Annotated in this window: 24 protein-coding genes; 1 reads left to right on the top strand and 23 read right to left on the bottom strand. The window is 66.1% G+C overall.

Annotated elements, in window-relative coordinates; translation table 11 throughout:
- Window positions 1-2: 2 nt before the first annotated feature.
- From dnaE to dinB, 22 genes are all read right to left on the bottom strand, one after another.
- Window positions 3-3,545 carry a DNA polymerase III subunit alpha gene (gene dnaE, locus HMPREF9006_RS01525; RefSeq protein WP_009211763.1) on the bottom strand — a complete coding sequence of 1,181 codons (3,543 nt, stop codon included), beginning with the start codon at window positions 3,543-3,545 and terminating at the stop codon, window positions 3-5.
- Window positions 3,546-3,709: 164 nt separating this feature from the next.
- On the bottom strand, window positions 3,710-4,627 hold the full coding sequence (locus HMPREF9006_RS01530) for an RluA family pseudouridine synthase (protein ID WP_034231911.1): 918 nt from the start codon (window positions 4,625-4,627) through the stop codon (window positions 3,710-3,712).
- A gap of 11 nt (window positions 4,628-4,638) precedes the next feature.
- A complete protein-coding gene (gene lspA / locus HMPREF9006_RS01535; protein ID WP_009211766.1) occupies window positions 4,639-5,139 on the bottom strand; it encodes a signal peptidase II in 501 nt (166 codons plus the stop codon).
- A 67-nt stretch (window positions 5,140-5,206) separates the two neighbouring features.
- Window positions 5,207-5,779, bottom strand: a complete 573-nt coding sequence (locus tag HMPREF9006_RS01540; RefSeq protein WP_009211767.1) for a DivIVA domain-containing protein — start codon at window positions 5,777-5,779, stop codon at window positions 5,207-5,209.
- A 175-nt stretch (window positions 5,780-5,954) separates the two neighbouring features.
- The gene (locus HMPREF9006_RS01545) at window positions 5,955-6,263 is read right to left on the bottom strand and encodes a YggT family protein (RefSeq protein WP_009211768.1); all 309 of its coding nucleotides are present in this window, start codon (window positions 6,261-6,263) and stop codon (window positions 5,955-5,957) included.
- 7 nt (window positions 6,264-6,270) lie between these two features.
- On the bottom strand, window positions 6,271-6,723 hold the full coding sequence (locus HMPREF9006_RS01550; RefSeq protein WP_009211769.1) for a cell division protein SepF: 453 nt from the start codon (window positions 6,721-6,723) through the stop codon (window positions 6,271-6,273).
- 85 nt (window positions 6,724-6,808) lie between these two features.
- Window positions 6,809-7,606 carry a polyphenol oxidase family protein gene (locus tag HMPREF9006_RS01555; RefSeq protein ID WP_009211770.1) on the bottom strand — a complete coding sequence of 266 codons (798 nt, stop codon included), beginning with the start codon at window positions 7,604-7,606 and terminating at the stop codon, window positions 6,809-6,811.
- A complete protein-coding gene (gene ftsZ / locus HMPREF9006_RS01560; RefSeq protein WP_009211771.1) occupies window positions 7,603-8,850 on the bottom strand; it encodes a cell division protein FtsZ in 1,248 nt (415 codons plus the stop codon). Before ftsZ ends, HMPREF9006_RS01555 begins: the two co-directional genes overlap by 4 nt.
- 127 nt (window positions 8,851-8,977) lie before the next feature.
- The gene (locus HMPREF9006_RS01565; RefSeq protein ID WP_009211772.1) at window positions 8,978-9,934 is read right to left on the bottom strand and encodes a cell division protein FtsQ/DivIB; all 957 of its coding nucleotides are present in this window, start codon (window positions 9,932-9,934) and stop codon (window positions 8,978-8,980) included.
- Window positions 9,931-11,322: a UDP-N-acetylmuramate--L-alanine ligase gene (murC, locus tag HMPREF9006_RS01570; protein ID WP_009211773.1), complete on the bottom strand. Its 1,392-nt coding sequence runs from the start codon at window positions 11,320-11,322 to the stop codon at window positions 9,931-9,933. Before murC ends, HMPREF9006_RS01565 begins: the two co-directional genes overlap by 4 nt.
- On the bottom strand, window positions 11,315-12,439 hold the full coding sequence (gene murG / locus HMPREF9006_RS01575) for an undecaprenyldiphospho-muramoylpentapeptide beta-N-acetylglucosaminyltransferase (protein WP_009211774.1): 1,125 nt from the start codon (window positions 12,437-12,439) through the stop codon (window positions 11,315-11,317). The genes murC and murG overlap by 8 nt, the downstream gene beginning before the upstream one ends.
- A gap of 32 nt (window positions 12,440-12,471) precedes the next feature.
- Window positions 12,472-13,767, bottom strand: coding sequence for an FtsW/RodA/SpoVE family cell cycle protein (locus tag HMPREF9006_RS01580; RefSeq protein WP_009211775.1), 1,296 nt, complete (start codon window positions 13,765-13,767; stop codon window positions 12,472-12,474).
- Complete coding sequence (gene murD / locus HMPREF9006_RS01585; RefSeq protein WP_009211776.1) at window positions 13,715-15,160, bottom strand: UDP-N-acetylmuramoyl-L-alanine--D-glutamate ligase; 1,446 nt, start codon at window positions 15,158-15,160, stop codon at window positions 13,715-13,717. Before murD ends, HMPREF9006_RS01580 begins: the two co-directional genes overlap by 53 nt.
- Window positions 15,157-16,242, bottom strand: coding sequence for a phospho-N-acetylmuramoyl-pentapeptide-transferase (mraY, locus tag HMPREF9006_RS01590; protein ID WP_009211777.1), 1,086 nt, complete (start codon window positions 16,240-16,242; stop codon window positions 15,157-15,159). The genes murD and mraY overlap by 4 nt, the downstream gene beginning before the upstream one ends.
- Window positions 16,239-17,636, bottom strand: coding sequence for a UDP-N-acetylmuramoyl-tripeptide--D-alanyl-D-alanine ligase (locus tag HMPREF9006_RS01595; RefSeq protein WP_009211778.1), 1,398 nt, complete (start codon window positions 17,634-17,636; stop codon window positions 16,239-16,241). The genes mraY and HMPREF9006_RS01595 overlap by 4 nt, the downstream gene beginning before the upstream one ends.
- Window positions 17,637-17,653: 17 nt before the next feature.
- Window positions 17,654-19,387, bottom strand: coding sequence for a peptidoglycan D,D-transpeptidase FtsI family protein (locus HMPREF9006_RS01600; RefSeq protein WP_009211779.1), 1,734 nt, complete (start codon window positions 19,385-19,387; stop codon window positions 17,654-17,656).
- A gap of 17 nt (window positions 19,388-19,404) precedes the next feature.
- Window positions 19,405-19,797, bottom strand: coding sequence for a hypothetical protein (locus HMPREF9006_RS01605; protein ID WP_009211780.1), 393 nt, complete (start codon window positions 19,795-19,797; stop codon window positions 19,405-19,407).
- Window positions 19,794-20,819 (bottom strand): 16S rRNA (cytosine(1402)-N(4))-methyltransferase RsmH, encoded by a 1,026-nt coding sequence (gene rsmH, locus HMPREF9006_RS01610; protein ID WP_009211781.1) that lies wholly within the window; start codon window positions 20,817-20,819, stop codon window positions 19,794-19,796. Before rsmH ends, HMPREF9006_RS01605 begins: the two co-directional genes overlap by 4 nt.
- Window positions 20,820-20,931: 112 nt before the next feature.
- Entirely contained in the window at window positions 20,932-21,363 is a 432-nt protein-coding gene (mraZ, locus tag HMPREF9006_RS01615) for a division/cell wall cluster transcriptional repressor MraZ (RefSeq protein WP_009211782.1), read from the bottom strand.
- A 246-nt stretch (window positions 21,364-21,609) separates the two neighbouring features.
- Window positions 21,610-21,951, bottom strand: coding sequence for a hypothetical protein (locus HMPREF9006_RS10505; RefSeq protein ID WP_156794377.1), 342 nt, complete (start codon window positions 21,949-21,951; stop codon window positions 21,610-21,612).
- Between the two features lie 108 nt (window positions 21,952-22,059).
- A complete protein-coding gene (locus HMPREF9006_RS01625) occupies window positions 22,060-22,467 on the bottom strand; it encodes a DUF3040 domain-containing protein (protein WP_009211784.1) in 408 nt (135 codons plus the stop codon).
- Between the two features lie 67 nt (window positions 22,468-22,534).
- A complete protein-coding gene (gene dinB / locus HMPREF9006_RS01630) occupies window positions 22,535-23,881 on the bottom strand; it encodes a DNA polymerase IV (RefSeq protein ID WP_083806963.1) in 1,347 nt (448 codons plus the stop codon).
- A 47-nt stretch (window positions 23,882-23,928) separates the two neighbouring features.
- Between dinB and HMPREF9006_RS01635 the strand changes: the two genes are divergently transcribed.
- The gene (locus HMPREF9006_RS01635) at window positions 23,929-24,786 is read left to right on the top strand and encodes a spermidine synthase (protein WP_048727957.1); all 858 of its coding nucleotides are present in this window, start codon (window positions 23,929-23,931) and stop codon (window positions 24,784-24,786) included.
- A 5-nt stretch (window positions 24,787-24,791) separates the two neighbouring features.
- On the opposite strand, the gene HMPREF9006_RS01640 is transcribed toward HMPREF9006_RS01635, so the two are convergent.
- Complete coding sequence (locus HMPREF9006_RS01640; protein ID WP_009211787.1) at window positions 24,792-25,865, bottom strand: PAC2 family protein; 1,074 nt, start codon at window positions 25,863-25,865, stop codon at window positions 24,792-24,794.
- Window positions 25,866-25,872 lie beyond the last annotated feature (7 nt).

Genomic DNA, 25,872 nt, shown 5'->3' on the forward strand with positions numbered 1-25,872 from the left:
ACCTACGACTGGGAGAGGACCCCACCGGCGCCCACGACCGCTTTGATGTGGCTGAAGAACGCGCTGGTCTGTTCGACGCGAAGCTTCGGGTCGAGTTCCACCACCGTCGTGCGACCGGGTTCCGTCAGGTGCAGGCGCACCGGCGAACCCCCGGGGTACGATTCGAGGACTCCGCGCAAATCGGTGAGGAGCTCGGGCGTGCACCGAGCGGCCGGCAGGCGCAGGTCCAGCGGCAGGTCCGCACCGTCAGACAGGTCGAGAAGGGTCATCGACTGCCCGTAGATCGTCATGCCCTCCTCGCGCACATTCACCTTGCCTTCGATCTGGACGATGATGTCCTGGGCGAGGTACGTCTGGATGGACTCGTACGAGCGCGGGAAGAAGAGCACGTCCACCGAGCCCGACAGGTCCTCAATGGTGGCGATCGCCCAGGCGTTTCCCTGCTTGGTCACCTTCGTGGTCACTCCCGACACGAGGCCGGCAATCTTCACGATTCGGTCCGCCATGGCCCCTTCCGAGCCCACGACCTGCGCAATCTCGTAGTCCTGGTGGCGGGCGAGGGCCGCCTCCACGCCGCGCAACGGGTGGTCGGAGACGTAGAGTCCCAGCATTTCGCGCTCGGCAGCCAGCTTCGTCTTGCGATCAAACTCGGGCAGGTCGGGGATGTCGACCGCGAGGCCTGTCCCCGAGGACGATCCCTCGTCCAGGGCGCCAAAGAGATCGAACTGGCCGATCGCCTCGTTGCGTTTGACGTCGATGATCGCATCGACAGCCTCATCGCAGCGAGCCAGCAGTGCCCTGCGTGTGTGGCCCATTGAGTCAAACGCGCCGGCACGGATCAGGGACTGGATGGTGCGCTTGTTGCACACAACCTGCGGGACCTTATCCAGGAAGTCCTGGAAGGAGGCGAAGCGTCCCTTTTCCGCGCGGGTTCCAACGATCGCGTCGACGACCGGGCCTCCCACGTTCTGAATGGCATTGAGCCCGAATCGGATGGCCTCCCCGTCAGGAGCGAAATTGCCCATCGAGGCATTGACATCCGGGGGTAGAACGGTGATGTCCATGTGGCGGCACTCCGCCAGGTACAGGGCTCGACGGTCCTTGTTGTCCTTGGTCGAGGTCAGCAGGGCCGCCATGTATTCCGTCGGGTAGTTCGCCTTGAGGAAGGCAGTCCAGTACGACACGAGGCCGTAGGCGGCCGAGTGCGCCTTGTTGAAGGCGTAGGCAGAGAAGGGAACGACGACATCCCACAGGGCCTTGATGGATTCCTCCGAGTAGCCGTTGTCGATCATGCCCTGGCGGAAGCCCTTGAACTGCTGATCCAGGACCTCCTTCTTCTTCTTGCCCATCGCCTTGCGCAGGATGTCGGCCTGCCCCAGCGTGTAGCCCGCGAGCTTCTGGGCGATCTGCATGACCTGTTCCTGGTAGACGATCAATCCGAATGTCGTTCCCAGGATCTCCTCAAGCGGCTCGGCGAGCTCGGGGTGAATGGGCGTGATCTCCTGGCGTCCGTTCTTGCGCAGCGCGTAGTTGGTGTGCGAGTTGGCGCCCATCGGGCCGGGTCGGTACAGGGCACCGACAGCGGAGATGTCCTCGAAGTTGTCGGGCTTCATGAGCTTGAGGAGATCGCGCATGCCGCCGCCATCGAGCTGGAAGACACCGAGGGTCTCACCCCGCCCCAGCAGCTCGTAGGTCTTCTTGTCGTCGAAGGAGAGGTGGTCGAGGTCGGGATCCGGCTTGCCGTTGATCGCGATGTTCTCCAGCGCGTCGGACACGACCGTGAGGTTGCGCAAGCCCAGGAAGTCCATTTTCAGCAGGCCCAGCGTCTCGCACGTCGGGTAGTCGAACTGGGTGATGATGGCCCCGTCCTGGGGTCTCTTCATGATCGGGATAATGTCGGTGAGCGTGTGCGAGCTCATGATGACCGCACACGCGTGGACGCCCCACTGGCGGGTCAGGCCCTCCAGCCCCAGCGCGTAGTCGACGACCTCGTGGGTGTCGGGGTTCTCCTCGTAGAACTTGCGGAACTCAGCGGCCTCCGCGTAGCGCTTGTCCTTCTCGTCAAAGATGCCGTGGACCGAAATGTCCTTGCCCATGATCGCCGGCGGCAGGGCCTTGGTCAGCTGCTCTCCCACCTTGAAGTCCTTGCCCAGGATGCGCGCGGAGTCTTTGAGCGCCTGCTTGGTCTTAATCGTCCCATAGGTGACGACTTGACTGATGCGGTCCTCGCCGTACTTGCGCTTGACGTAGGCAATGACCTCGTCGCGGCGACGTTCGTCAAAGTCGACGTCGAAGTCGGGCATCGAAATTCTCTCGGGATTCAGGAAACGCTCGAAGATGAGGCCGTGTTCCAGCGGATTGAGTTCGGTGATCTTCATGGCATAGGCGACCATGGAGCCCGCGCCCGATCCGCGGCCCGGTCCCACGCGGATGCCCTGGGACTTCGCCCAGTTGATGTAGTCGGCGACGGTGAGGAAGTACCCCGGGAATCCCATCGAAATAATGACGTCTTCCTCATACTGAGCCTGCTTGCGCACGGCGTCGGGGATTCCATTGGGGAATCGATCCCGCAGGCCGCGTTCAACCTCCTTGACGAACCAGGAGGTCTTGTCTTCCCCGTCGGGCACGGGGAACTCGGGCATGTAGTTGGCCCCCTCCTTCGTCGTCGTGAATCGCACGTCGCAGCGCTCGGCGATCTCGAGGGTCGAGTCGCACGCGCCGGGCAATTCGCTCCACAGCGAGCGCATCTCCTCCGACGGGCGGATGTAGTAGCCGTCTCCGTCGAACTTGAAGCGGTCGGGATCGTTGATGCGCGAACCCGAGTTGATGCACAGCAGCGCGTCCTGGATCTTGCGGTCGTCCCTCTTGACGTAGTGGGAATCGTTGGTAGCCACGAGCGGGGCGTTCATGAGCTTGGCGATGTCCAGCACCTGCTGGTGGGTGCGCCGCTCGATGTCGATGCCGTGATCCATGACCTCGACGTAGAAGTTCTCGGGGCCGAAAATGTCTCGAAGCTCGGCCGCCTCAGCCACCGCCTCGTCCCACTGGCCCAAGCGCAGCCGCGTCTGCACGGCTCCCGAGGGGCATCCGGTGAAGACGATGAGGCCTTCGTGGAACTGACTGAGGAGCTCCTTGTCGGCGCGCGGCCACTTACCGAATTGTCCGTCCGTCGAGGCGTAGGATCCCAGGCGGAACAGGTTGAGCATGCCCTCGGTGCTGTAGGCCACGAGGGTCAGGTGATTGTAGGATCCACCGGCGCTCACATCGTCGGAGCGCTGCCACGGCTCCCCCCACAGGACCTTCTGACGATCGAAGCGAGACGTACCCGGCGTCACGTAGGCTTCGAGGCCGATGATGGGCTTGACTCCCGCGTTCACGCAGTTGGTGTAGAAGTCGTAGGCCCCGAAGAGATAACCGTGGTCCGTCAAGCCAATCGCTGGCTGCCCGAGCCTGGCAGCTTCCTCCGCCATTGCTTTCGTCTTCGCCGCTCCATCGAGCATCGAGTACTCGGAGTGGTTGTGAAGGTGCACGAAGGAATCAGCCATGCCACGATTCTACTGTCTGCGGCCCTGGCCCGGTCGAACAAGAGCCCCGGAAACGGTCGTTCATCTCACGGCCCGCCCCCGTACTCACGAGGCGCTTGCTCGTCCTCGCACCAGGTTGGACCGCGGCGCGGCCAGACCAGCCTGGCGCGGCGTCGGCCTTGCTCTCAGCGCCTGGAGGACCCTCCCGGGTGGCGAAGCTGCTCCAAGGCATCTCGCAGGTCGCGGGGATAGGGGCTCGACACCGTCATCGGCATGCCCGTTCGGGGGTGGGCAAAGCCGAGGCGCACGGCGTGCAGCCACTGCCGCGCCAGCCCGAGGCGCTGCGCCTGCGTGGGATCCGCGCCGTAGAAGGTGTCTCCCACGCACGGGTGTCCCACGGCGGCCATGTGGACGCGAATCTGGTGGGTACGCCCCGTTTCCAGGTGTACCTCGGTCAGCTGAGCGCCCGCCATGAGTTCGAGGGTGTCGTAGTGGGTGACGGCTCGCTTGCCGCCGTCAATGACGGCCATGCGCCACTCTCGCGAGGGATGGCGCCCGATGGGGGCGTCAATGGTTCCCGACGGAGGATCGAGGTGACCGGCGACGACAGCGTGATAGATCTTGTCGATCCTGCGTTCCTTGAAGGCTCGCTTCATGACCGAGTAGGCCAGCTCGGACTTGGCGACCATCATCGCCCCGGAGGTTCCCACGTCCAGGCGGTGGACGATGCCCTGGCGTTCGGGGGGGCCGTGGCTGGTAATGCGATACCCCGCTGCCTCGAGGTTGCCCAGAACGGTGGGTCCCTCCCAACCGGGTCCGGTATGTGCTGCCACTCCGACCGGCTTGTCGACGACAACGATGTCGTCATCGTCGTAGAGGATCTCCATGTCGGTCACGGGCGCGGGCTTGTTCTCCGGCTCGGGGATCGTCACCTCGATGATGTCGTCGGCTCCCAGGCGAGCAGACTTGTCGGCGCTCACTGCGTTGATCAGAACCAATCCAGCCGCACAGAGCTCCGCGCATCGCGAGCGCGAGAGCCCGAGCATGCGCGCCAGGGCAGCATCGACGCGCTCGCCCACGAGGGCGTCGGGCACGGGGAGCATGCGCGAGGAACTCACTGCTGCTCCTTGGTGCCTTCACGGGAGAGAGCGAATACGAGCCAGGCCGCGCCCACAACGATCCAGATGTCCGCGACGTTGCCGACGAAGGCATTGCCGTAGGCGATGAAGTCGGTGACGTGGCCGACGCCGAATCCGGGCTGCGCGGTCAGCCGATCGATGAGGTTTCCCCACGCTCCCCCCATCAGCAGGGCAATGGCCAGGAGCGCAGAAAAGCGACGGATGCGCGTCAGAAGCGCAACGAGCAAAGCGATGATCACCACGGTGATGATCGTGAGCACCCAGGTGCGATCCGCGCCGAGAGAAAAGGCGGCTCCCGAGTTGTGCACAAGCCTGAGGGAAAGCCAGTCCCCCACCAGTGGACGCGGCGCGGTGTCTCCGAGCGCGGAACGCGCCCAGAGCTTAGTCACCTGGTCGGCGGCAACGGCCAAGACACACACGAAAGCGGCCCAGAGCCACTGGATGCGGGTGAGGTGCGCGCGGGAAGAGTCAGCCATAGTTTCCTATCATAAATGACGGTGGCGACACACCAAGGGTGCGTCGCCACCGTCAGACGAAACGCGCTCAGTTCGCGTCGTTGCCCACCTCGTTGAGAAGCGACTCAAGGTGGTTGCGCAGGTTCGACCGGTACTCGGACTCGAAGGTGCGCAGGCCGTTGATCTTGTTCTCCAGCAGCTCGCGTTCCTGGTCAAGCTGAGACAGAAGAGTGTCCTTCTGCTTCTGGGCGTCGGCGATGATCGAATCGCGCTCGGCGTTGGCCTCGGCAATGATCTTCGCGCTTTGCTCTTCGCCGTCGCGCACGTACTCGTCGTGAACGCGCTGAGCGAGGGCGAGCATCGAGGTAGCGGACTCCGCGTCCTGGGGCCCCGTGAGAGACAGGGCGGGAGCTTCGGGTGCCGGGGCGGCCGCAGGGGCGGGCGTCTCGGCGGGAGTGAAGTCCGAGTTGGAGAGCTCGGCGACGCGCCGCTCTGCGGCCTCGAGCTTCTCCTTCAGATCCTGGTTCTCCACCTGGAGGGAGTAGATGGTGGAGACAACCTCATCGAGGAACTCATCAACCTCGTCCTGGTCATAGCCCTCGCGGAACTTGACGTACTGGAACTTCTTGTTGAGGACATCCTCGGTAGTGAGCAGGGCCATTTCTTCGCCTCTCGGTCGTTTCGATTGGACATGCGATTGTGGCCGCATGTCTGGACGACCGGGAAGGCCGCCCTCTGTCACGTCACAAAAATAATAACCGAAATTGTCACACTAGCAACATCCATCACGACATGAGCGGGACGAATGTGGGACCTCTCATTTCGGCGCGTGACTCCTAGTAACTCAGAAGATACAGAAGCATAGCGCAGCGTCGCGCAACAATAAGGACAAGGAACAACACCATGAAACCAACGTCAAGCGCCATGCCGCCAAGGCGCAGAGGCGGAATGAAACGTCGGATCCACCGAATGGGTGGATCGGTCAGGGCATAGAGGAGATTCGCGGCGACCAACACAATGCCCCGAGGACGCCACCCGCGCGCGAAAAACTGGACCCAGTCCATGATCACGCGCGCGAGAAGCACCATCATGTAGAAGTTCAGCAGGACGCTGAGCCCGACTCCGACGTAGCGAAGGACGATCACGAGGCCCCTAGCCCTGGTTGTAGAGAGAACCGCGACGCGCCGGGCTGGAGTCGCCCGCAACCTCGATCGACGCGGGGGACAGGAGGAAGACGCGGTTGGTCACCCTCTCGATCACTCCGTGCAGGCCGAACGTGAGTCCGGCGGCGAAATCGACGAGGCGTCGCGCCTCTTCCTCGCCCATGTCGGTGAGATTGATGATGACCGGCGTGCCGTCACGGAAGGCCTCGCCGATCGTGACGGCATCGGAGTAGGCCGTCGGATGAATCGTGACGATGCGAGTGATGTCCTCGGCGGGTTCTTCGCGCCGGATGCTGGTCAGCGTCGGTCGGGACACGGGCGTAATGTCTGCCACGGGTGTTACCTCTTCCACCTCGTCGAACTCTTCGAACTCATCGATGGCCTCCTCGGGTGAGTACCAGCCCATGAACTTACGTGCGCGCGCACCGAACGACTCACTCATTGCTCCTCCTTCATCCGTCGCTTAGGCACAACGTACAGTTACCGACGGCGATCGAGGCGCAGGAAGCCCGGCGCGTCGCAAGGAGCTACGCGTGGGAGGACCGCAGTGACTGGTCGTTTGCCGGTGACGCGGCAGCAATAACGAGCGCCTGGCGACCGCACGCCGGGTTGGCCCGATAGGAGAACAGGTCGAGCTCCTCGAGAGTGCAGCGCCCGTCACGGGTGACCTCGACCCCTCTGGCCGTCAGGAACCTGGCCGCGGCGCCGGGCAGATCGAGGGAGGGGGTTCCCCAGGAGGTGAGCGCTCGGATTCCCGGCATCCGCAGGTCGCTCGCCTCGGCCAGGTTCTCGGGAACCTCGTAGCACCCGCCGCAGATCGCGGGACCGATCAGAGCGCGGATGGGTCCTCGCGTGCGCGCGCGAATCGCATCGACGGCGCGCGCGAGGATGCCCCCCAGGAGACCGCGCCTGCCGGCGTGGACCGCTGCGACGACGCCACCGGCATCTGCGGAGAAGACAACCGGCAGGCAGTCGGCGGTTTGAACGGCGAGGCAGGGAGCACGTGACCATCCTCGGGCGTCGATGACGATGCCGTCGCAATCAACGGGGCCCCACTGACCAGCCCCGTCCCGGTCGAGACGCGCACCGGAGGCGAGCACGGGTCCCGATTCTCCCGGAAGAATCGTCTCCACGGTCGTTGAGTGGGTTTGATTCATCCACACGACGCTGCGACCGAGGGCCGCGGCGAGCGCTGCGCGGCGTGTCCTCACGGTTTCCTCGTCGTCGCCGACGTGCAGTCCAACATTGCCGCATAGCGCACCGGTGCCCGGGTCCACCTCGGTCAGGTGGACCCGGGCACCGGCCCATGGCTGCAATGATATCAACGCAGGAAGGGGGGAATGTCCAGCTCTTCCTTCTCCGGCGCCTCCGGGTAGACGCGAGGAACCTCGAAGGAGCGCTCGGGCTCTGTCTCCTCGTAGTCGCTCGGTGCGGGAGCCTCGGCGGCCGGCGCACTCTCGCGCACAGGAGCGGCAACATCCAGGCGGTGCTGGGGGCGGCGCGTCGACAGCTGGTTGATCCGAGTGGTTTCCGCCGCGGGCGCCTTGGCCTCGGGCACCGCGGGACGCTGCTGCGCGACAGGGGCGGACACCCGAGCGACCGGACGCGAGCGGGTGGCATCGGTCGCGTCGTCGAAGCCGGCGGCAATGACCGTGACTCGAATCTCGTCGCCGAGCGCGTCGTCAATGACGTTACCGAAGATGATGTTGGCCTCGGGATGGGCGGCCTCACGCACCAGCTGCGAGGAGCTGTAGACCTCTTGCAGGCTCAGGTCCGACCCCCCCTGGAAGAACATCAGCACGCCGTGGGCGCCATCGATCGAGGCCTCGAGCAGCGGCGAGGAGATCGCGCTCTCGACCGCCCGCAGGGCTCGGTCCTCGCCGGTGGCAGCGCCGATGCCCATGAGCGCCGATCCCGCATCCTTCATCACCGACTTCACGTCATTGAAGTCCACGTTGATCAGGCCGGGAGTGGTGATGAGTTCCGTGATGCCCTGAACGCCCGAGAGGAGCACCTGGTCTGCCGCGCGGAAGGCGTCGAGCACGGAGATGTTGGCGTCGGAGATCTCCAGAAGACGATCATTCGGGATGACAATGAGCGTGTCGACTTCCTCGCGCAGGGTCGTCACCCCTCCCTCGGCCTGAGCCGCGCGGCGGTTGCCCTCGAAGGAGAAGGGACGGGTGACAACGCCGACGGTCAGCGCACCGGCCTCGCGGGCGATCTTGGCCACGACCGGAGCCGCACCCGTGCCCGTGCCGCCGCCTTCACCCGCGGTCACAAAGACCATGTCGGCACCCTCGAGCGCCGCAGTGATCTCGTCGATGTGATCCTCCGCTGCCTTACGACCAACGGCGGGATCAGCGCCAGCGCCGAGGCCGTGGGTCAACTCGCGACCGATATCGAGCTTCGTCTCGGCATCGGACATGAGCAAGGCTTGGGCGTCGGTGTTGACCGCGATGAACTCAACACCTTTGAGGCCAACCTCGATCATTCGGTTCACGGCGTTCACGCCGCCGCCGCCAACGCCAACGACCTTGATCACTGCCAGGTGGTTTTGCGGTGTCGCCATGGATGTCTCCCTTGCATCAAACCCTCAACCTTTAGTTGAAGGTTGATGTTTCGTGTGCTTTGTGTCGGAAAGAAGTTAGGGGTCCGCGCGTGAACCTTCAAGCCAACACGCGGGCAAAGCAGAAGACTCAACTGGTCACGGGGTGATTCGGCGACGAGACGTCGTACGTGGACGCTGTGACATTGGCCAAGAGAGTGGCCAACACCCGCGCCTTTTGCGGCGCGTCTGCACTGGTCCCCCACTTGACAACCTGACCGCCGCGCAGCGTGAAGCTGACCTGCGATCCGGTCGACGTAATGGCGGCCACCTGCGAACGGGTCCCCTCGTCCAGGGCGCCCAGAGCCGACGCGATGTCGGACGCCCCCTGGGCTCGTTCCTGCGGCAGCGTCGCGATCGGATAGGATCCCGCACCGCTCACCTGCTCAAAGGCCACGCCCTGATCGTCGATCAGCCAGTATCCGCCGCCAGACTCCTCCACGGCGACCCCCACGCGCATCGACACGGTAATGCGCAGGCTCGTCGGCCAGCGGCGCGACACCGACGCCGATCTGACTGCGACGTTGGATTCGACCGCTCGCGCAACGGCATCCGTATTCAAACGAGTCAACGGAACCCCCTCAAAGGGAGCGATCGAGGACCTGACGGCTTCGGGCGTTACGAGTGTCCCATCCTGCCCGGCGACCACGACGGAGGAGGAAGACAGGGCGAAGAGCGGCGAGAAGAAGACCGCCCACGTCGTCCCCGCGAGAACCGATGCAACGAAGAGGGCGATCACGATGCGACGCACGAGGAGCACCCGGCGCGCGCGCGAGCGTTCACGCAGCCGATCCCTCAGGTCGGTCGTGTTCTCTCCTCCCAGGAGGGAAGCCGCATCGGTGGCTGCCACCGGAGTGGCAAGAGCGTCTCGCACCGTGCGAGGCTCCAACGCCGTGCCCTGCCGGGCACGGCCTGGATCTTTCGACGTCGCTTCTTCGGGCGAGGCCTCACCGTCCTCGCTCGCGCGTGCCCCGCCCGTGTGCTCGCCGACGGGTTGGGCGGCCTGCGGGCGAGATCCCCCCGGCCGTCGCGGCGTCGGCGGCCTCATGAATCCATCCGTTTCCACTCATCGAGAACGTCCTGTCCACAGCGAGTGATCGAGCCAGCACCCATCGTGACGCAGACCCCGCCTCGCGGGGTGAGCCTCGCGGCGCGGCGAGCCGCCTCGTGCATGTCCTCCGCGTAGGAGGCACCGACAACGCGCGAGGCAATCATCCCCGAGTCGACTCCGGGTTCCGGATCCTCACGGGCCCCGTATATCCCGGCAAGAACAACGTGATCCGCTCGCGACAGGGCGCTGGCAAAGCGCTCGGCGAAGATGCGCGTGCGCGAATACAGGTGGGGCTGGAACACGACCGTGACCTCTCCTCCTGCCGCAACCACGCGGGCCTGCTCGATAGCCGCCTCGACCTCGGTGGGGTGATGCGCGTAGTCGTCGAACAGCCGGCGGCCGCCCACGGCCCCTCGCGATTCGAAGCGTCGCGCCGCACCCGCATACGTTCCCAAGCCGTCTGCCATTGCCTGTGGCTCGACGCCGCACTCGATGCCGGCCACCCAGGCGGCCGCCGCGTTGAGCACATGATGTTCGCCGGGGACCGCGAGCCTCAGGCGAGCACGGCGCGGACCCCACGCCAGCGACGCCGAGGCTCCCTCAGCGTCGACGCTCACATCGCAGATGAGGACATCGGCCTCGCACTGCGAGTGTTCCTCCCTCCCGTAGGTCACGACGCGTGCGCCGAGGCTCTTGGCGGTGTCCGCCAGACGTGCCGCGCCCGGATCCTCGGCACACGCGACCAGCAACCCACCGGGAACGAGTCGGCGCACGAACTCCACGAAGATCTCCTCGAACTCCTCGCGCGAGTGGTAGCGATCCAGGTGATCGGGCTCCACGTTGGTCACGATCTCAATCGCCGGGGAGTAGTTCAAGAACGACCCGTCGGACTCGTCGGCCTCTGCGACGAAGACCTCGCCGCCGCCCAGATGCGCTCCCGTTCCCAACTGAGGGAGCACGCCGCCGACCGCCACCGACGGATCCAGCCCGCATGCCCTCAAAGCGATCGCGAGCATTCCAGACGTGGAGGTCTTCCCGTGCGCCCCGGCCACCGCAACGAAGCGCATCCCGGAGGCCGCCAGCGCCAGGGCCTGGGAGCGATGGATGACCAGCTGTCCGCGTCGGCGCGCGACAGCCAGCTCGGGATTGTCTTCTCGGATGGCGCTCGACACGACGACGACCGCTTCGGGATCGACGTGGGAGGCATCGTGCCCAACATCGACATGCACGCCCACGGAACGCAGGTGATCGAGAACCTGCGACTCTTCGCGGTCCGAGCCCGCGACGACCGCTCCGCGAGACACCAGCAGTTCGGCAACGACGCTCATCCCCGCTCCGCCGACGCCGATCAGATGAAAACGATCCTGAAGGCTCGGCTCACTCATGTTCGCCCTTTCTTGCCTGCTCCATGATTAACTCCGTGAGGGCACCCGCCGCCCCCGCGCGTCCCAAAGACCGCGACGCCGCCGCCATGTCGGAGAGCCTGGTCGATCCCAGCAAACCGAACACGTTGGACGAGACGAAGTCCGCGGTGAAATCCTTGTCGTCGATGAGCTGAGCGCCGCCGACGCTCACGTGGTCGGCGGCGTTCAAGCGCTGCTCGCCGTTGCCGATCGGCAACGGCACGTACATGCACGGCAGTCCCAGGGCCTCCATCTCCGCCACGGTCCCGGCCCCCGACCGGCACACGACGAGGTCCGCCACCGCCAGCGCGTCCTCCATCGTCGTCAGATAGTCGATCACGTGCCACCGTGCCGTCAGCCCGGCCTGCTCGATGGCCGCGCGCACGGGAGCATCCTTGCCGCGTCCGGTCAGGTGAATGACCTGCACACCGTCGGGAAGCGCCCGCGCAGCCTCCGTCATCGACTCGTTCACGTGTTGGGCGCCCAGGGAGCCTCCCGTCACGAGGAGTGTGGGAGCCTCGGCATCGACACCGAGGCGCTGCGCGGCCTCACGGCGAGCACGCGCAGCGCCATCGTGCTCCCGCCGACACGCGGCCAGCTCCGCGATAGCGGCGCGCAGGGGTAGACCCGTGACGACCGTGCGTCCACTTCGAGCGGCGAGCGGCGTTGAGGGGAACGTCAGAGCCACCACCGCTGCATGGCGAGCCCCCACCTTGTTCGCCAGCCCGGGTCTCGCGTTCTGCTCGTGAATGACGATGGGCACCCCGGCTCGCTTGGCCGCGATGTAGGCCGGGGTCGACACGTAGCCGCCGAATCCGACGAGGACATCGGCCCCCTCCAGCGCCTGCGAGCACCGCTTCACAGCGTCGGCGAAACGCGCGGGAAGCGTGAAGAAGGCCAGGGAGGGGCGCCGGGGAAGCGGCACGCGAGGTATCTCGACGAGAGGAAAGCCCGCCGCAGGAACCAGGTCGGACTCGAGCCCCGCCCGGGTCCCCAACACGACGACGTCGGCGCCTTCCTCGCGCAGCTGCGTCGCAGTCGCCAGCAGCGGATTCACGTGACCGGCAGTCCCGCCGCCGGCCATCACAACCTTGACCATGGAGTCTCCTTTACCCGTGTGCGTGACCCAGTCTAGCGAGCCGCGCGTCGCCGGGGGGCCACACGCGGATCGCGTCCGGCCGAGGCCTCGTCCGGCCTGCCGATCATCCACATTCCGGCGCGCGCCCGCGCAAAGGAGGCGACGACCGCAACGGCGGTAATCGTGAACAAGAAAGAGGACCCGCCGTAGGACACGAGCGGAAGGGGAACACCGATGACCGGCCCCATCCCCGTCACCGACAACACATTGATGATCGTCTGAACTCCGATCCAGGTCGCCACGCCGGAGGAGGTGATGATGACGAAGAGGTCGGTGGACTCGCGAGCGACACGAATCATTCCCCACACGAGCAGCCCGAGACACACCAGCACCGCGAGCGTTCCGAGGAGGCCGAACTCCTCGCCGACGATCGCGAAGATAAAGTCCGTATGCGCGGCCTGCAGATAGTTCCACTTCTCGCGCGATGCACCCGGTCCCAGCCCCGTCAGGCCCCCCGATCCCAGCGCCCACAGCGAGTGATCGATCTGCTCCGGCGCCGACTCATCGGGGCCCTTGGAGGTCCCCGGAAGAACGGCAAGGATGCGTCGGATACGCGTCGGATTGGACAGAACGAGGAGCACCAGCGTCGGAATGGCCACCATGAGGAGACCACCAAACCAGCGCTTGGGCAATCCGGCGACCCACGCGGCGCCGAGGGCCCCCATCGCCACGACCATCGCGGTTCCCATGTCGCGGCCCAGCATGACCGCACCGAGCGCGACAACGAGCGGCAGGCCCACGGCAACGCCCATCGTCTTGATGTCGGAGCGCTTCGACGCCGACTTCGAGACCATGAACGCCAAGAAGACCACGAGGGCGAGTTTGAGAAGCTCCGAGGGCTGAGCCATGACGGGGCCGATCTTGACCCAGTTCGCGTTTCCACCCTCGGACCTGCCCAGCGGGCTCAGAACGAGGCCTTGGAATACGAGGGCGGCACCGAAGATGAACGGGGCCAGGCGCACGAACCAACGCTGCGGAACCAGCTGAACGAAGGTCGCGATCAGCAAAGAGAAAAGGATGATGAGCAGCGGACGCGAGTACGCCGCGTAGGGGTTCTCTCCCTGCGCAATGGCGGTGACCGTCTGGGCTGAAAAGCCCATGACGAGACCGAAGACGGACAGCAGCAGCGCCGGGATCACGACCAGGTAGTACGTGGCGACCGGGCTATCCTCTCGCTGGCGGCCCGAGCCGAAACGTATCCGAGGGAGCGTCACCGTGGGGACGTGCCATCCGCGCTTATTCGTCGCCACCGGCACTCCCCCACTGGGCACGCAGGCGCGCAACCGCATCGGCAAACGCGTCCCCGCGCTGGCCATAGTTGTCAAACTGGTCCCACGACGCGCACGCCGGGGCAAACACGACCGTGTCGCCGGGCCGAGACAGGGCAACCGCCTCGTTGACGACCGAGAACATCCAGTCCTCATGCCCGTCAACCTCGACGAAGGGCACCGCCGGGGCCGCAGCGCGCAGGGATGCAATCAGCGGGCCGCGCTCGGCGCCAATCACGATGACGCCGCGCAGAAGCGGCTCGACCTGGCCGATGAGTTCGGTGAAGTCCTGGCCCTTGGCGTCTCCGCCCACGATCCAGATCGCGCTGCGCGGGGGGAGACCGGCGAGGGAGGCCCGGGCGGCGTGGGCGTTGGTGGCCTTGGAGTCATCCACCCACGTCAGATCCGCGACCTCACCGAGGATCGCGCGGCGATGCCCCGCGGGCCGAAATGCGCGCAGGCCTTCTTCGATCGCCTCGGGCTCCACCCCGTATGCTCGCGCCAGCGCGGCCGCGGCGAGCGCGTCAAGGAGTGCCGCAGCCGAGGGGTGCGCCCCGTAGGCGCCGCCCAAGTCCGAGACACGCGCGAGGGCGAGGCCGCGGCGCGCACGATCGTCGATGAAGGCGCGATCCACCAACATCCCCTCCACGATGCCGAGCTGCGACACCGAGGGCACCCCCAGGGTCACTCCGATGGCGCGCGCCCCTTCGACGACGTCGGCGTTCTCAACCATCGCCTCCACGCGCCGATCGGAGGCGGGATAGACGCAGGCTCGCACCGTGTTCTCATACACGCGTGCCTTGTCGGCCGCATAGGCCTGCGCGCTCCCGTGCCAATCGAGGTGATCTGAATCCACGTTCAGGCAGACCGACGCCAGGGGGGAGACGGAACGTGTTGTGTGCAGCTGAAAGCTGGAGAGTTCGACGGCGAAGACCTCGGCGTCGGAGTCGATCGCACGGGTGATCGGCGTGCCGATGTTGCCCACCTCTTGGACCCTCACTCCCGCGCTCGTCAGGATCTGGCCGAGCATGCCCACCGTCGTCGTCTTGCCGTTTGTGCCGGTAACGGTGAGCCACGGCCTTCCGGCGTGCGGACCCTCCTCCTGCAAACGCCACGCGAATTCGACTTCTCCCCACAGGTCGATCCCGCTCTCCTCGCAAGCGGAAAAAATGGGGTGGTGGGCAGGGACGCCCGGAGAGACAACAACGAGGTCGGGGCGCGCCTCGATAATGGCGGCGGCGAGGGGCACCGGGTCTTCCTCGACATGCACGGCAACGTCGACCAGGCCGTTGACGTGTTCTTCCTTGGGCGGTCGCGCGTCAAATGCGCTGACCCTCCAGCCGCGCGAAAGCAACGCCTCGGCGGCTCCCCGGCCCGACTTTCCCCACCCAAGGACGGCGGCGTGGCGGCTCATCGAGCGGACACCCACTCCGCGTAGAACATCCCCGCTCCGGCGACGGCGGCTATTGCGGCGATCAACCAGAAACGGATGACGATGGTGACTTCCTTCCATCCCAGAAGCTCGAAGTGGTGGTGAAGGGGAGCCATGCGGAAGACCCGCTTGCCCGTGGCCTTAAACACGCCGATTTGGATGACGTCGGAGACGACGACGGCCACGAAGAGACCTCCGATGACGATGGCGAGAACCTGCGTCTGGGTGAGAATCGACAGGCCCGCAACGGCTCCACCCAGGGCGAGCGCACCGGTGTCACCCATGAAGATCTGGGCGGGGGACGCATTCCACCAGAGGAATCCGGCGAGGGCACCGATGAGGGCGGCACAGAAGATCGCGAGATCCAGGGGGTCGCGGGTCGCGTAGCAATTCGCCTGATTCGCTCCCGGCATCGTGCAGGACTGAATCCGCTGGAAGTATGCGATGAAGGTGTACGCGCCGAACACGAAGATGGACACGCCGGCGGCCAGCCCATCCAGGCCATCGGTCAGGTTCGTCGCGTTGGACCACGCCGTGACGATGAGGTTGGTCCACACGAGGTAGAGGGCCACTCCGAGGGCAAGGCCGGCGAAGCCGAGCGTGAGGGTGGTCGGACGCGCCACCGAGATCGCGAGAGTGCCGGGGTACTCGTCATAGTCGTTGGGGAAGATGAGGGTGCCCAGCGCAAACAGGGAGGCCACGGCCACCTGCCCGATGATCTTGCCCGAGGGGTGCAGGCCGAGGGAACGTTGGCGCATGATTTTGATTCCGTCGTCGAGCAGGCCGATGACGCCCAATCCCACGAAGAGGAAGACGAGGAGCACCCCGGACCACGATGGTCCCGCGCCTGCGACAAAGGATCCGATGAGCCACGCGAGGACCGTCGCCAGGATGATGACGACACCGCCCATCGTCGGCGTGCCGCGCTTGGTCAGGTGCTGCGTCGGCCCGTCCTGGCGGATGAACTGCCCGTACTGGTGCATCACCAGGAATCGGATGAGCAGCGGCGTGCTCATCACGGACAGCGCCATCGCGATAATGAACGCGGCAATGAGTCCAATCACCGGGTCGTTCCCTTCTCCCGCAGGATGTCAGCTACCTGCCATGACTGTGAACCGTAGGAGCCCTTCACGAGGACGACGGCGCCCTCCTCGGCGAAGCGCGCCACCAGGCGTGCGGCGTCGCTTGGATCGGAGGCGACCGTGCGATTGGCCACGCCGGAGGCTCCCTCTAGATAGTAGTGGGAGTGCGCGCCCAGGCCAATGAGTGTGTCGACCCCCGCATCGGCAACCAGCGCGCCGACCTGCTCGTGGAGCGACCGTGATTCCTCCCCCAGCTCCAGCATTTCGCCGAGAACGGCGATCCTGACCGCGTCGCGCCCGATCGAGGCCAACGCAGCGATCCCCGCTCGCATCGAGTCCAGGTTTGCGTTATACGAATCGTCGATGAGGGTCAGCGCCGTCCCCTCGATGTCGAGATCGTGAACGTCCATGCGATGCGGGCTCAGCGCTCGCGCCCCGGAGAGTACCGCCGCCACGGTGTCGAGGTCCATGCCGAGGGTGAGAGCACCGGCCGCGGCTGCCAGCGCGTTTGAGACGTGATGACGTCCGACAAGCGCCAGCGAGACGGGGGCGCTGCCGCGGGGGGTCACGAGCGTGAAAGAGGCCCGATCGGCGCGGTCGGTCCGCACCTCCTCGGCACGCACATCGGCGCGCGGCTCACCCAAGGCGGAGAATCGAACGATCGGCCCCGTCGCCATCGGCGCCATCGCCTCAACGTTGGGGTCGTCGGTGTTGAGAATGACGGGTCCACCCGGTCGCGTTCCCGCGATCAATTCGGCTTTTGCGGCCGCGACGCCCTCGAAACCGCCGAACCCTCCCACGTGCGCGTGTCCCACGCACAGCTCAATCGCCACGTCCGGGGAGACAATGTCGGTCAGGTAGGAGATGTGTCCCGGCCCCGAAGCTCCCATCTCAAGCACGAGGTGTCGCGTCGTTTCGTCGGCCTGGAGGGCGGTCAGGGGAAGGCCGACCTCGTTGTTGAAGGAGAGCTTGGGCGCCACCGTCGGCCCGTCCTCGGACAGGATCTGGAGCAGCAGGTCTTTGGTGGTGGTCTTACCCACCGATCCCGTCATCGCGATCACGTCCAGTGTGCCGCGCGAACGAAGCGCGTCCACGTGGGCGCGCGCCAGGTCGCCGAGCGCCCGAGTGGAGTCCTCAACGATGATCTGGGCGACGGCCTCCTCAAGCTCGCGTTCGGCGATCACGGCAACCGCGCCGCGCTCGATCGCGCCGTGCACGAAGGCGTGCCCGTCCGCGTTCTCACCTCTGCGCGCGACGTAGAGCGATCCTGCCGACGCCTCCCGAGAGTCCGTGACAACGGTTCCGGTGACGCACGCATCGGGTCCCACCAAGCGGCCCGATACTGCGTCTGCAATCCACTGCGCCGATGCCTGCATGTTTCTCTCCTTCGCACTCACGGCGTCGTCGGATACAGGTTAGCCGACCCCGTGGAAGCTGGGATACCCAGGTTACTGACGGCCGTGCGCGCAACGTCACCAAACAGGGGGGCCGACGAATCCGATGAGATCGATGCCACCCTCGGGTTGTAGAGAACAACGGCGATTGCCAGACGCGGGGCGTCAGCGGGGATGATTCCCGCCGTCGTGGAGACGAGTCCTGCGGCCCCGTCAATGACGGTCTCAGCGGTACCGGTCTTGACGCCGACGCGGTATCCCGGAACCTTCGCGGCTCCGGCGGTGCCGCGCTTGTCTTCAACGACCGACTCCATCATGGTCAGCAGCTGGGAGGCGGCCGCCTGCTCCATCACCTGAACCGGCTGGCTCCCTTCCGGCACCTCGACGGTCCCATCGGCGTTCGTCCACGACTTGACAACGTGCGGAGCGATCCGCACTCCCCCGTTGGCGATCGTGGCCAGCGCCGAGGCCTCTTGCATCGCGGTGATCGCGTAGGCCTGACCGAACATCGTGACGTAGCGGTCGCGTCCCGCCCACTGCTGCCAGTCCCGCAGCAGTCCGGCGGACTCTCCCGGTAGTTCGACCCCGGTTTCCTGCCCGAATCCAAAGGCACGCATCATTGAGTATCGCTGCTCATCCCCTAGCGTCTGACCGATCAGCACCGTTCCGGTGTTCGACGACTCCGCCAGGATCCCCGTCGGCGTCAGCGTTTCGCCCTCGTGCTCGTGGAAATCGGTGATGGGCCCGCCCGCATCGGGAGGTTCGAGGGCGTAGGGCACCTGAAAGACACTCGTCGGTGTGATCGTCCCCTGGTTGAGGGCGGCTCCCACGGTGATCAACTTCCCGACCGAGCCGGGCTCGAACGCATCCTGAACCGCATGCACCTTCTGGGGGCTGGCGTTGTCCGGTTCGGTCGAGTTCGAGTCGGCCATGACGAGCACGTGACCGGTGGCAACGTCCTCGATAACGATGGCCCCCCAGTCAGCCTGGTGTTTGGTGACACGCGCGTCCAGGAGGTCCTGGACCTGGTGCTGCAGGTCCGCGTGCAGGGTCAGTTCCACCGAGCCGCCATTCTTCGGCTCGACCGTCGTCTTCTTGCCTCCCGGCATGACGGCACCGTTGGGTGCGATCTCAAAGGCCTGCGCGCCCGGCGTACCCGTCAGGAGCGCGTCGAATTGAGCCTCCATGCCCGAGGACCCCTGTCCCTCGGCGTTGACGGTTCCGATCACTGGCGCTGCGACGTTACCGTTGGGGTACTCGCGCTCGAACACCGACTCCCATTCGATCCCGTAGATGTCGAGCTTACGGATCTCACGATAGGACACAGCATCAACGTTGCGTTTGATGTATTCGTAGGTTGAGTCACCCAGCATCATGCCGCCCAGCTCCGCCTCGTTCATCCCCAGGAGGGGAGCCAGCTGACGGGCAGCCTCGGCGGGGCCGCGGCCCACTTCGTTGCCGTCGTCGTCACGGTGAACGTAGGAACGGATGTTCACCTGATTGACCGCGATGTCGTAGGTTTGGATGGAATTGGCCAGCACGACTCCCGTCGCGTCCGTGATCGTCCCGCGGGCTGCGGCCACCGCCGTTGATGCGGTGCGCACGCGCTGCCCCTGCGCGGCCAACGACGGTCCTTCGATGATCTGCAGCTGCACCAAACGCACGCCGCACACGCATAGCGCGACGACCAGTGTCACCAAGATCCAACGCGAACGCGTCATGACGCTATCCATAGGCACCCGCTTCCGAGCTACTTGGCCGGCGTCCCGCCCTCAACGGTGCCCTTGTCGAGCGAGATGAACCCCGGGCTGCCCGCGGGGACCATTCCGTTGGCCTTGGCTGCCCTTTCGAGCTCGGTGGGCGACGCCTTGCGATCCAGCTCGGCACGCATCGTCCAGGACTTCGCTTCCAGCTCGTTCAGGGCCAGCTGCTGTTCGCGGATCTCGAAGGAGGTCTGCGCCATGCGGGTGTTGAGCACCATCGAAGCAACCACGGAGGCCATCGCGACGATGACCAGGAGGACGAGGATGGCAAGGACGGACCGACGCGGGCGCGCCCCCTCCACGATGCGCAGCTCGCGGACGTCGTCACGGCGCGGCTCGGGGCGAGTTGCGGGGCGCGCCTTCGCTGTTGCTGCACTCATGAGTTGTCCTTCCATTCGCTCAGTAGTTCCGCTCCGCGCAGTCGCACGGAAGCAGATCGAGGGTTGTGATCTTGTTCGGCCTGGTCCGCCCTGTTGGCGCCCTTCGTGAGAAGCCTCAGGCTGGGCGCCATCTCGTCGGGGACGATCGGCAGCCCGGGGGGAGCGGCACTGGTTGCTCCCCGCCGCAGCACGTCTTTCACTATTCGGTCCTCGAGGCTTTGGTAGGCTTCGACGACCAGGCGTCCGCCCACGCGAAGACTCGCGAGTGCGCGCGGCAGGGCACGCTCAAGAATGGTGAGCTCATCGTTGACGGCTACACGCAGCGCCTGAAAGGTGCGCTTGGCCGGGTTTCCACCGCTGCGGCGGGCCGGTGCGGGTATTGCCGAGCGGACGATATCCACGAGCTCGCCGGTACGAGTGATCGGCGCCTCGTCGCGGCGACGGATGATGAGGCGCGCGATCCGGGGGGCGAAGCGCTCCTCACCATAGGTGCGAAGGATGCGGACGATCTCACCCTCAGACGCGCTGGCCAGGAGATCTGCCGCGCTGGGACCCGTCGTGGGGTCCATCCGCATGTCGAGCGGGGCGTCCTTCGAGTACGCGAAGCCCCGGTCGGCCTCGTCAAGCTGGAGGGAGGACACGCCCAGGTCCATGAGGATGCCGTCGACGCGCGATCCGGGGCCGCACTGTTCCTCGATGACCCGGTCGATGTGGTCGTATGTCGCGTGAACGGCCCGGAAGCGCGCACCGAAGCGCTCGAGCCGATCCGAGGCGAGTGCTATCGCCTGCGGGTCGCGATCAATTCCGATGACGGTGAGATCCTCGAAACGCTCCAGCGCTCCCTCCGTGTGCCCGCCCATGCCCAGGGTCGCGTCGACGAGGACGGCACCCGGAGCGCCAATAGCCGGGGCAAGCATGTCCAGGCATTCGGAGAGTAGGACCGGAACGTGGCGTTCTCGCGCCGGACGGGAGGCGTCGGCGAGGTACGACGAAGCGCGCACCGACGTCGATGCTTCGGTCATGTCGTGCCTCCTTCACGCATGTCGGGCCTGACCCGTCCATCCAGGTCCCCCACCGTGCTCCGCTACCGGGGAAGTGGTATCGGAACAGCGGGCGGAGACCTGGGAGTACGGGTCAGAACATCCCGGGGATGATCTCTTCGGCCGTGTTGGAGAAGACCTCCTCCTGAACTGCGAGGTACTCGCGCCAGGAAGACGCGTTCCAGATCTCGGCTCGTGACCCGGCGCCGATGACGGCGAGCTCACGTTCCAGGCCGGCGTACGCACGCAGGTCTGCGGGGACGCTAATACGCCCCTGCTTGTCCGGAATCTCCTTGTAGGCTCCCGAGAGCATGACGCGGATCCAGTCACGCGCCTGTTTCGACGACAGGGGTGCGCGGCGCAGCTCCGCCGTCATATTCTCGAATTCCGCTGCCGGGAAGGCGTACACGCAGTGCTCCTGCCCGCGAGTGAGGACGATGCCGCCCTCCATGTCCTCGCGGAAGCGCGCGGGTAGGAACATGCGTCCTTTGTCGTCGAGCTTGGGCTCGTACGTACCGAGGAACATGTCGCCACCCTCCCTTCTTCGGAACTTCCCCCCACTTTAACCCACTCCACCCCATATCAACGGAGAAACATCCGGCGTGGCGCGTCAGAAGGCCTTTAGAAAGAGCTAAAAATCAAGGAAAAATACCGGTGGAGAAGAGTGGGGAAATCTTGCACACACTACGGCGCTCTCGGCCGCATCCGCCCCTCCGCCACCACGGGATCATCCCGCTTAACGCATCGCCAACCCCTTGGAATCTGAAGGATCTCAACGAGGCCGGGGGAGCCGACGCGCGCACTCACCCGCAGTGGGGTCCGCAGTGGGGAGCACCGTGGGGAGCACCGTGGGGAGCACCGTGGGGAGCACCGTGGGGAGCACCGTGGGGAGCACCGTGGGGAGCACCGTGGGGAGCACCGTGGGGAGCACCGTGGGGAGCACCGTGGGGGCCGCAGTGGGGAGCACCGTGGGGAGCACCGTGGGGAGCACCGTGGGGAGCACCGTGGGGAGCACCGTGGGGAGCACACTGGGGAGCACACTGGGGAGCACCGTGGGGAGCACCATGGGGAGCACCGTGGGGAGCACCGTGGGGAGCATCATGGGGAGCACCATGGGGAGCACCGTGGGGAGCACCATGGAAAGACGGAGACAGAAGAAGGTGGGGCGAGCCAGACAATCCGGCGCGCCCCACCCCCGCGACGCTATGACGCGCCGCGGCGACTAGTCGTCCCCCTTGCGGTCATCCCAGCGACGCTCCTGATCCTGAATGAAAGAATCCCAGCCGCCGCGTCCGCTCTTCTTGCGTGAGGCGGCACCGTCAGCCGCAGCCGAACCCCGCCGCGAGGGCCTGGCCAGGGCGTAGAGAATCCCCGCCACCGTCAACGCAAAACCAGCGACTCCGATCACAATCGAGAGGACAGAGTAGCCCAGGGACACGGCAACGACGAGGACCACCATTCCGAGAAAAGCACCCGCGATGCCCGTCGCGAGGCGCCGGGGAGCACGCCGCGCGCTTCCCTTGTCATCGGGCGCGGGGGCGGACATCTGCGAGGCCAAGGCCGGATCCTCCTCGCGCAGCGATGCTTCCATCTGCTCGAGGATCTTCTTCTCATACTCGGTGAGAGCCATTGGCTGCCCCTTTCGGACGAATGATGACCTCAGCTTAGCGCGTGGAACGCGCCCGAGACCAACCAGCTCACAGGAGTCGCCCCTGCTCACCCCCGCCGTTGGCCCGAACGTGGCGCCCGTTGGGAAGGCCGCGGCCAGGTTCTCTTTCCCCGCCACGGCTCCCCGCCGGGCCGACTTCGCGCTCAAGGCGCTCGCCCGAGGCAGCCTTGCGCAGGAGGGTCGCGGGTTCGAGCGCTCCGGCACCAAACTTGCTGCGAATCTGGTCCATGGCGCGCTCCGAAGCGGCGGGCCGCTCATCTCGGTCCAGCGTGACGGCAACGCCGACGGAACGCGCCTGAAGCCCCTCGGCGCGAACGCCGAAGAGGCGAACTCCCCCCAGCGGCATGTCCTCGCGCGCGAAGAGGGCGCGCGCTGCGTGCGCGATATCACGACCGGTGTCGGTCGGTGCCACGAGGCTCACGCTGCGAGTGATGGTGTGAAAGTCCGCCCCGCGCATCTTGATGACAACCGTCCACGCAACGACGTTGGCGGCCCGAAGCCTGCGCGCGCAGTCGTGGGAGGCGGCCAAAATAAACTCCTCGATGTCGGCCCGCGAGCGGATGTCGTCGTCGAAGGTACGCTCGGTGCCGACTGACTTCTCCTCGCGCGAGGTCGTCACGGGACGCGGATCGATCCCCCACGCCAGATCGTGGAGGTGATGTGCTGCGCCAGCGCCGAGGAGCCTGGTCAGGCGCGCCACGGGGGCCCGGGCCAGGTCTCCGACGGTATCGATTCCTTCCCTTTCGAGGGCGGCCCCGGTCCTTCCGCCCACACCCCACAGCGCTCCCACGGGAAGCCCGTGCAGGAACTCCACCGTCGATTCTTGGGGAACGAGCAGCAACCCATCGGGTTTGGCGTGCGACGAGGCGATCTTCGCGACCGACTTGGTGGAGGCGACCCCGACGGACGCGGGCAGGCCGATGCTCTCGCGAATCTGAGAACGGATCCGCGCCCCGATCTGTGCGGGTGACCCGAGCCTGCGCCGCGCGCCCCGAACGTCGAGGAACGCCTCGTCGATCGACACCTGTTCGAGCACCGGGGTGACGGTCGCGAGAATCCCCATGACCCGCGCGGAGTAGTGCCGGTACAGCGAGCGTTTCCCGGGGACGAACGCGGCCGTGGGACACAGCGCGCGAGCTCGGGCGGTCGGCATGCCCGCGCGAACCCCGAGCGCCCTGGCCTCATAGGTAGCTGATGTCACAACACCTCGCCCCGAGGTTCCCCCCACAACGATGGGGCGCCCCCGCAGGGAGGGATCCTCCAACATCTCAACCTGCGCAAAGAAGGAATCCATGTCCACGTGGAGGATCGGGGTGTGCGAATCATCCGATCCCCAGTCGCGCTTTGCCCGCTGGTCCCTCGGCGCGTTCGACATGTCACCTCCCGTGCCCGCTTCCATCTCACGCAGTTACAGTGTCCACCATGGCACGCTCGTCTTCGTCACGCGACCTCATCTTCGACACGGACGTGGGATCGGCGCGCATCCGATGGGATGGCCCGCGCGCGACACTGTTCCTCGACGGCGTTGAGTCCTCGGCCCTTGATGCCTCGGACCCCACCTACCTCGAGTTCGAGTACATGCAGCACATGTCCGCCGTGGTCCATTCCCTGTGGGGGCCACACGAGCGATTCCGCGCCCTCCACCTGGGAGGTGCGGCATGCGCCCTCGCGTGCGCATGGTCCGCCTCGCACACGCGCTCGCGCCACGTCGCCGTCGAGATCGATCGCCTCCTGGCCCAGGCCGTCCGCGACCATTTCCCCATCCCGACCTCGCCTCAGGTCAAGATCCGGGTGGGTGACGGACGCGAGATCATGGAAACGGTGCGCGACGGGGCGTTCGACGTGATCGCACGCGACGCCTTCGCCGGCGGTGTCACGCCGGACCACCTGCGCACGATCGAGTGCGCCATCCACGCCCGGCGCGTCCTGAGCAGCGGCGGCGTCTACCTGGTCAACTGCGCGCACGGCGGCCACGCAAACGCTCGGCAAGACATTGCGGCTCTGCGTGCCGTCTTCCCCTTCGTCGCTTCCATCCAGGACCCGAAGGTCGGACGAGGCGGGCGCCGAGGAAACGTGGTGGCACTCGCGTGCGAGCCGGGCGTTGTCGACGCCGACGAGGTGGATCGCTCGCTTCGCACCCTGGCACTGCCCGCGCGCATCACGCGGCCCAGCCAGCTGGAGCGTTGGGTCGCGGGCACTCCCGCGCTCACCGATGCCGCCATCGGCTACCGGCCTGCCCGCCTCACCTCACCGATCGAGGAGGGCGACCAGCCGGGGTAGTCGCCTCAGGCGCGGTGGCGAGGCGTGGAGGGGCCGGGTCCCTGGCCGTTGCGGCGTGCCTCGATACGCGCGAGAACGTCCTCAATCGTGTCCGGCTTCGACGGGCCCTGGTCCTGCGGGGCACGCGAGGGAGCATTCACCGACCCGCCGCCCTCATCCTGGGCGCGAGAAACCTGCGCAAGATAGGCCTCGATAACGTCGCCGATGTCCTTGGGGGCCTTGTCGTCGCGCCCGACGCGGGGAGGCTCTCCCATCCCGGGCAACGGGATGGCGCCAGTTCCTCCGGTCCAGGCGTCGAAGTGTTCCTCAAGCGCGGAGACCGTGTGGGAGACCTCGGGGTTTCCTTCGACGAGCTTCTCAATGTTCTCCTGGTCCTGGGCCGCCCCCTGCTCGAGGTCGCCGACGGGCAGCGACAGGTCGGCAAACTTGGCCAGCGAGGTCAGCAGCGCCGACGAGGCCGCGGGGTAGGCGGTGTCGGCCATGTAGTACGGGACCGCGCCGAGGAGCGCGAGCCCGCCGATGCCTCGTTGTCCCATTCGTATCTGCACGAAGGTCGACAGGGGCGAGGGGAACTGCATGTGATTGGTCACCTGCACGCCCGACGGCAGAAGCGAGGCGTCGGTGGCTTGGACGTGGACGGGCGTGGGCCGCGTGTGGGGAACCCCGGAGGGGACCCCGTGCAGGGAGAACGTGATCTCGACTCCCGCCCGCTCGCTGATCTCACTGATCGCCTTTGTGAAAGACTCCCAGTGAGCATCCGGTTCCGCTCCGTGCAGCACCAGGATCGGATTGCCCATGTCGTCCTCGACCAGGTCGAGGACCGTTTCGGGCATCACCATGTCCGGCGAGGCAACCCAGTTGTCGACGGTGACGATGGGCCGATGAGAGCGGTAGTCCATGAGAGCGTCCGCGTCGAAGGTGGCGACCCTCTCGTTGTGCAGGGACCGCAGCATCTGAGCGATCGCCATGCGTCCGGCCCCACCGGCATCGATCGCCCCATCGAAATGGATGAGGAGAATCTTCGCCTTCGCGCCGACGGCTGGCCCATCGGCGTATAGGTCGGCGGCAGTGATGCTCACGTATCCT

This window comes from Actinomyces sp. oral taxon 180 str. F0310 (assembly GCF_000185285.1).
Classification (GTDB): domain Bacteria; phylum Actinomycetota; class Actinomycetes; order Actinomycetales; family Actinomycetaceae; genus Pauljensenia.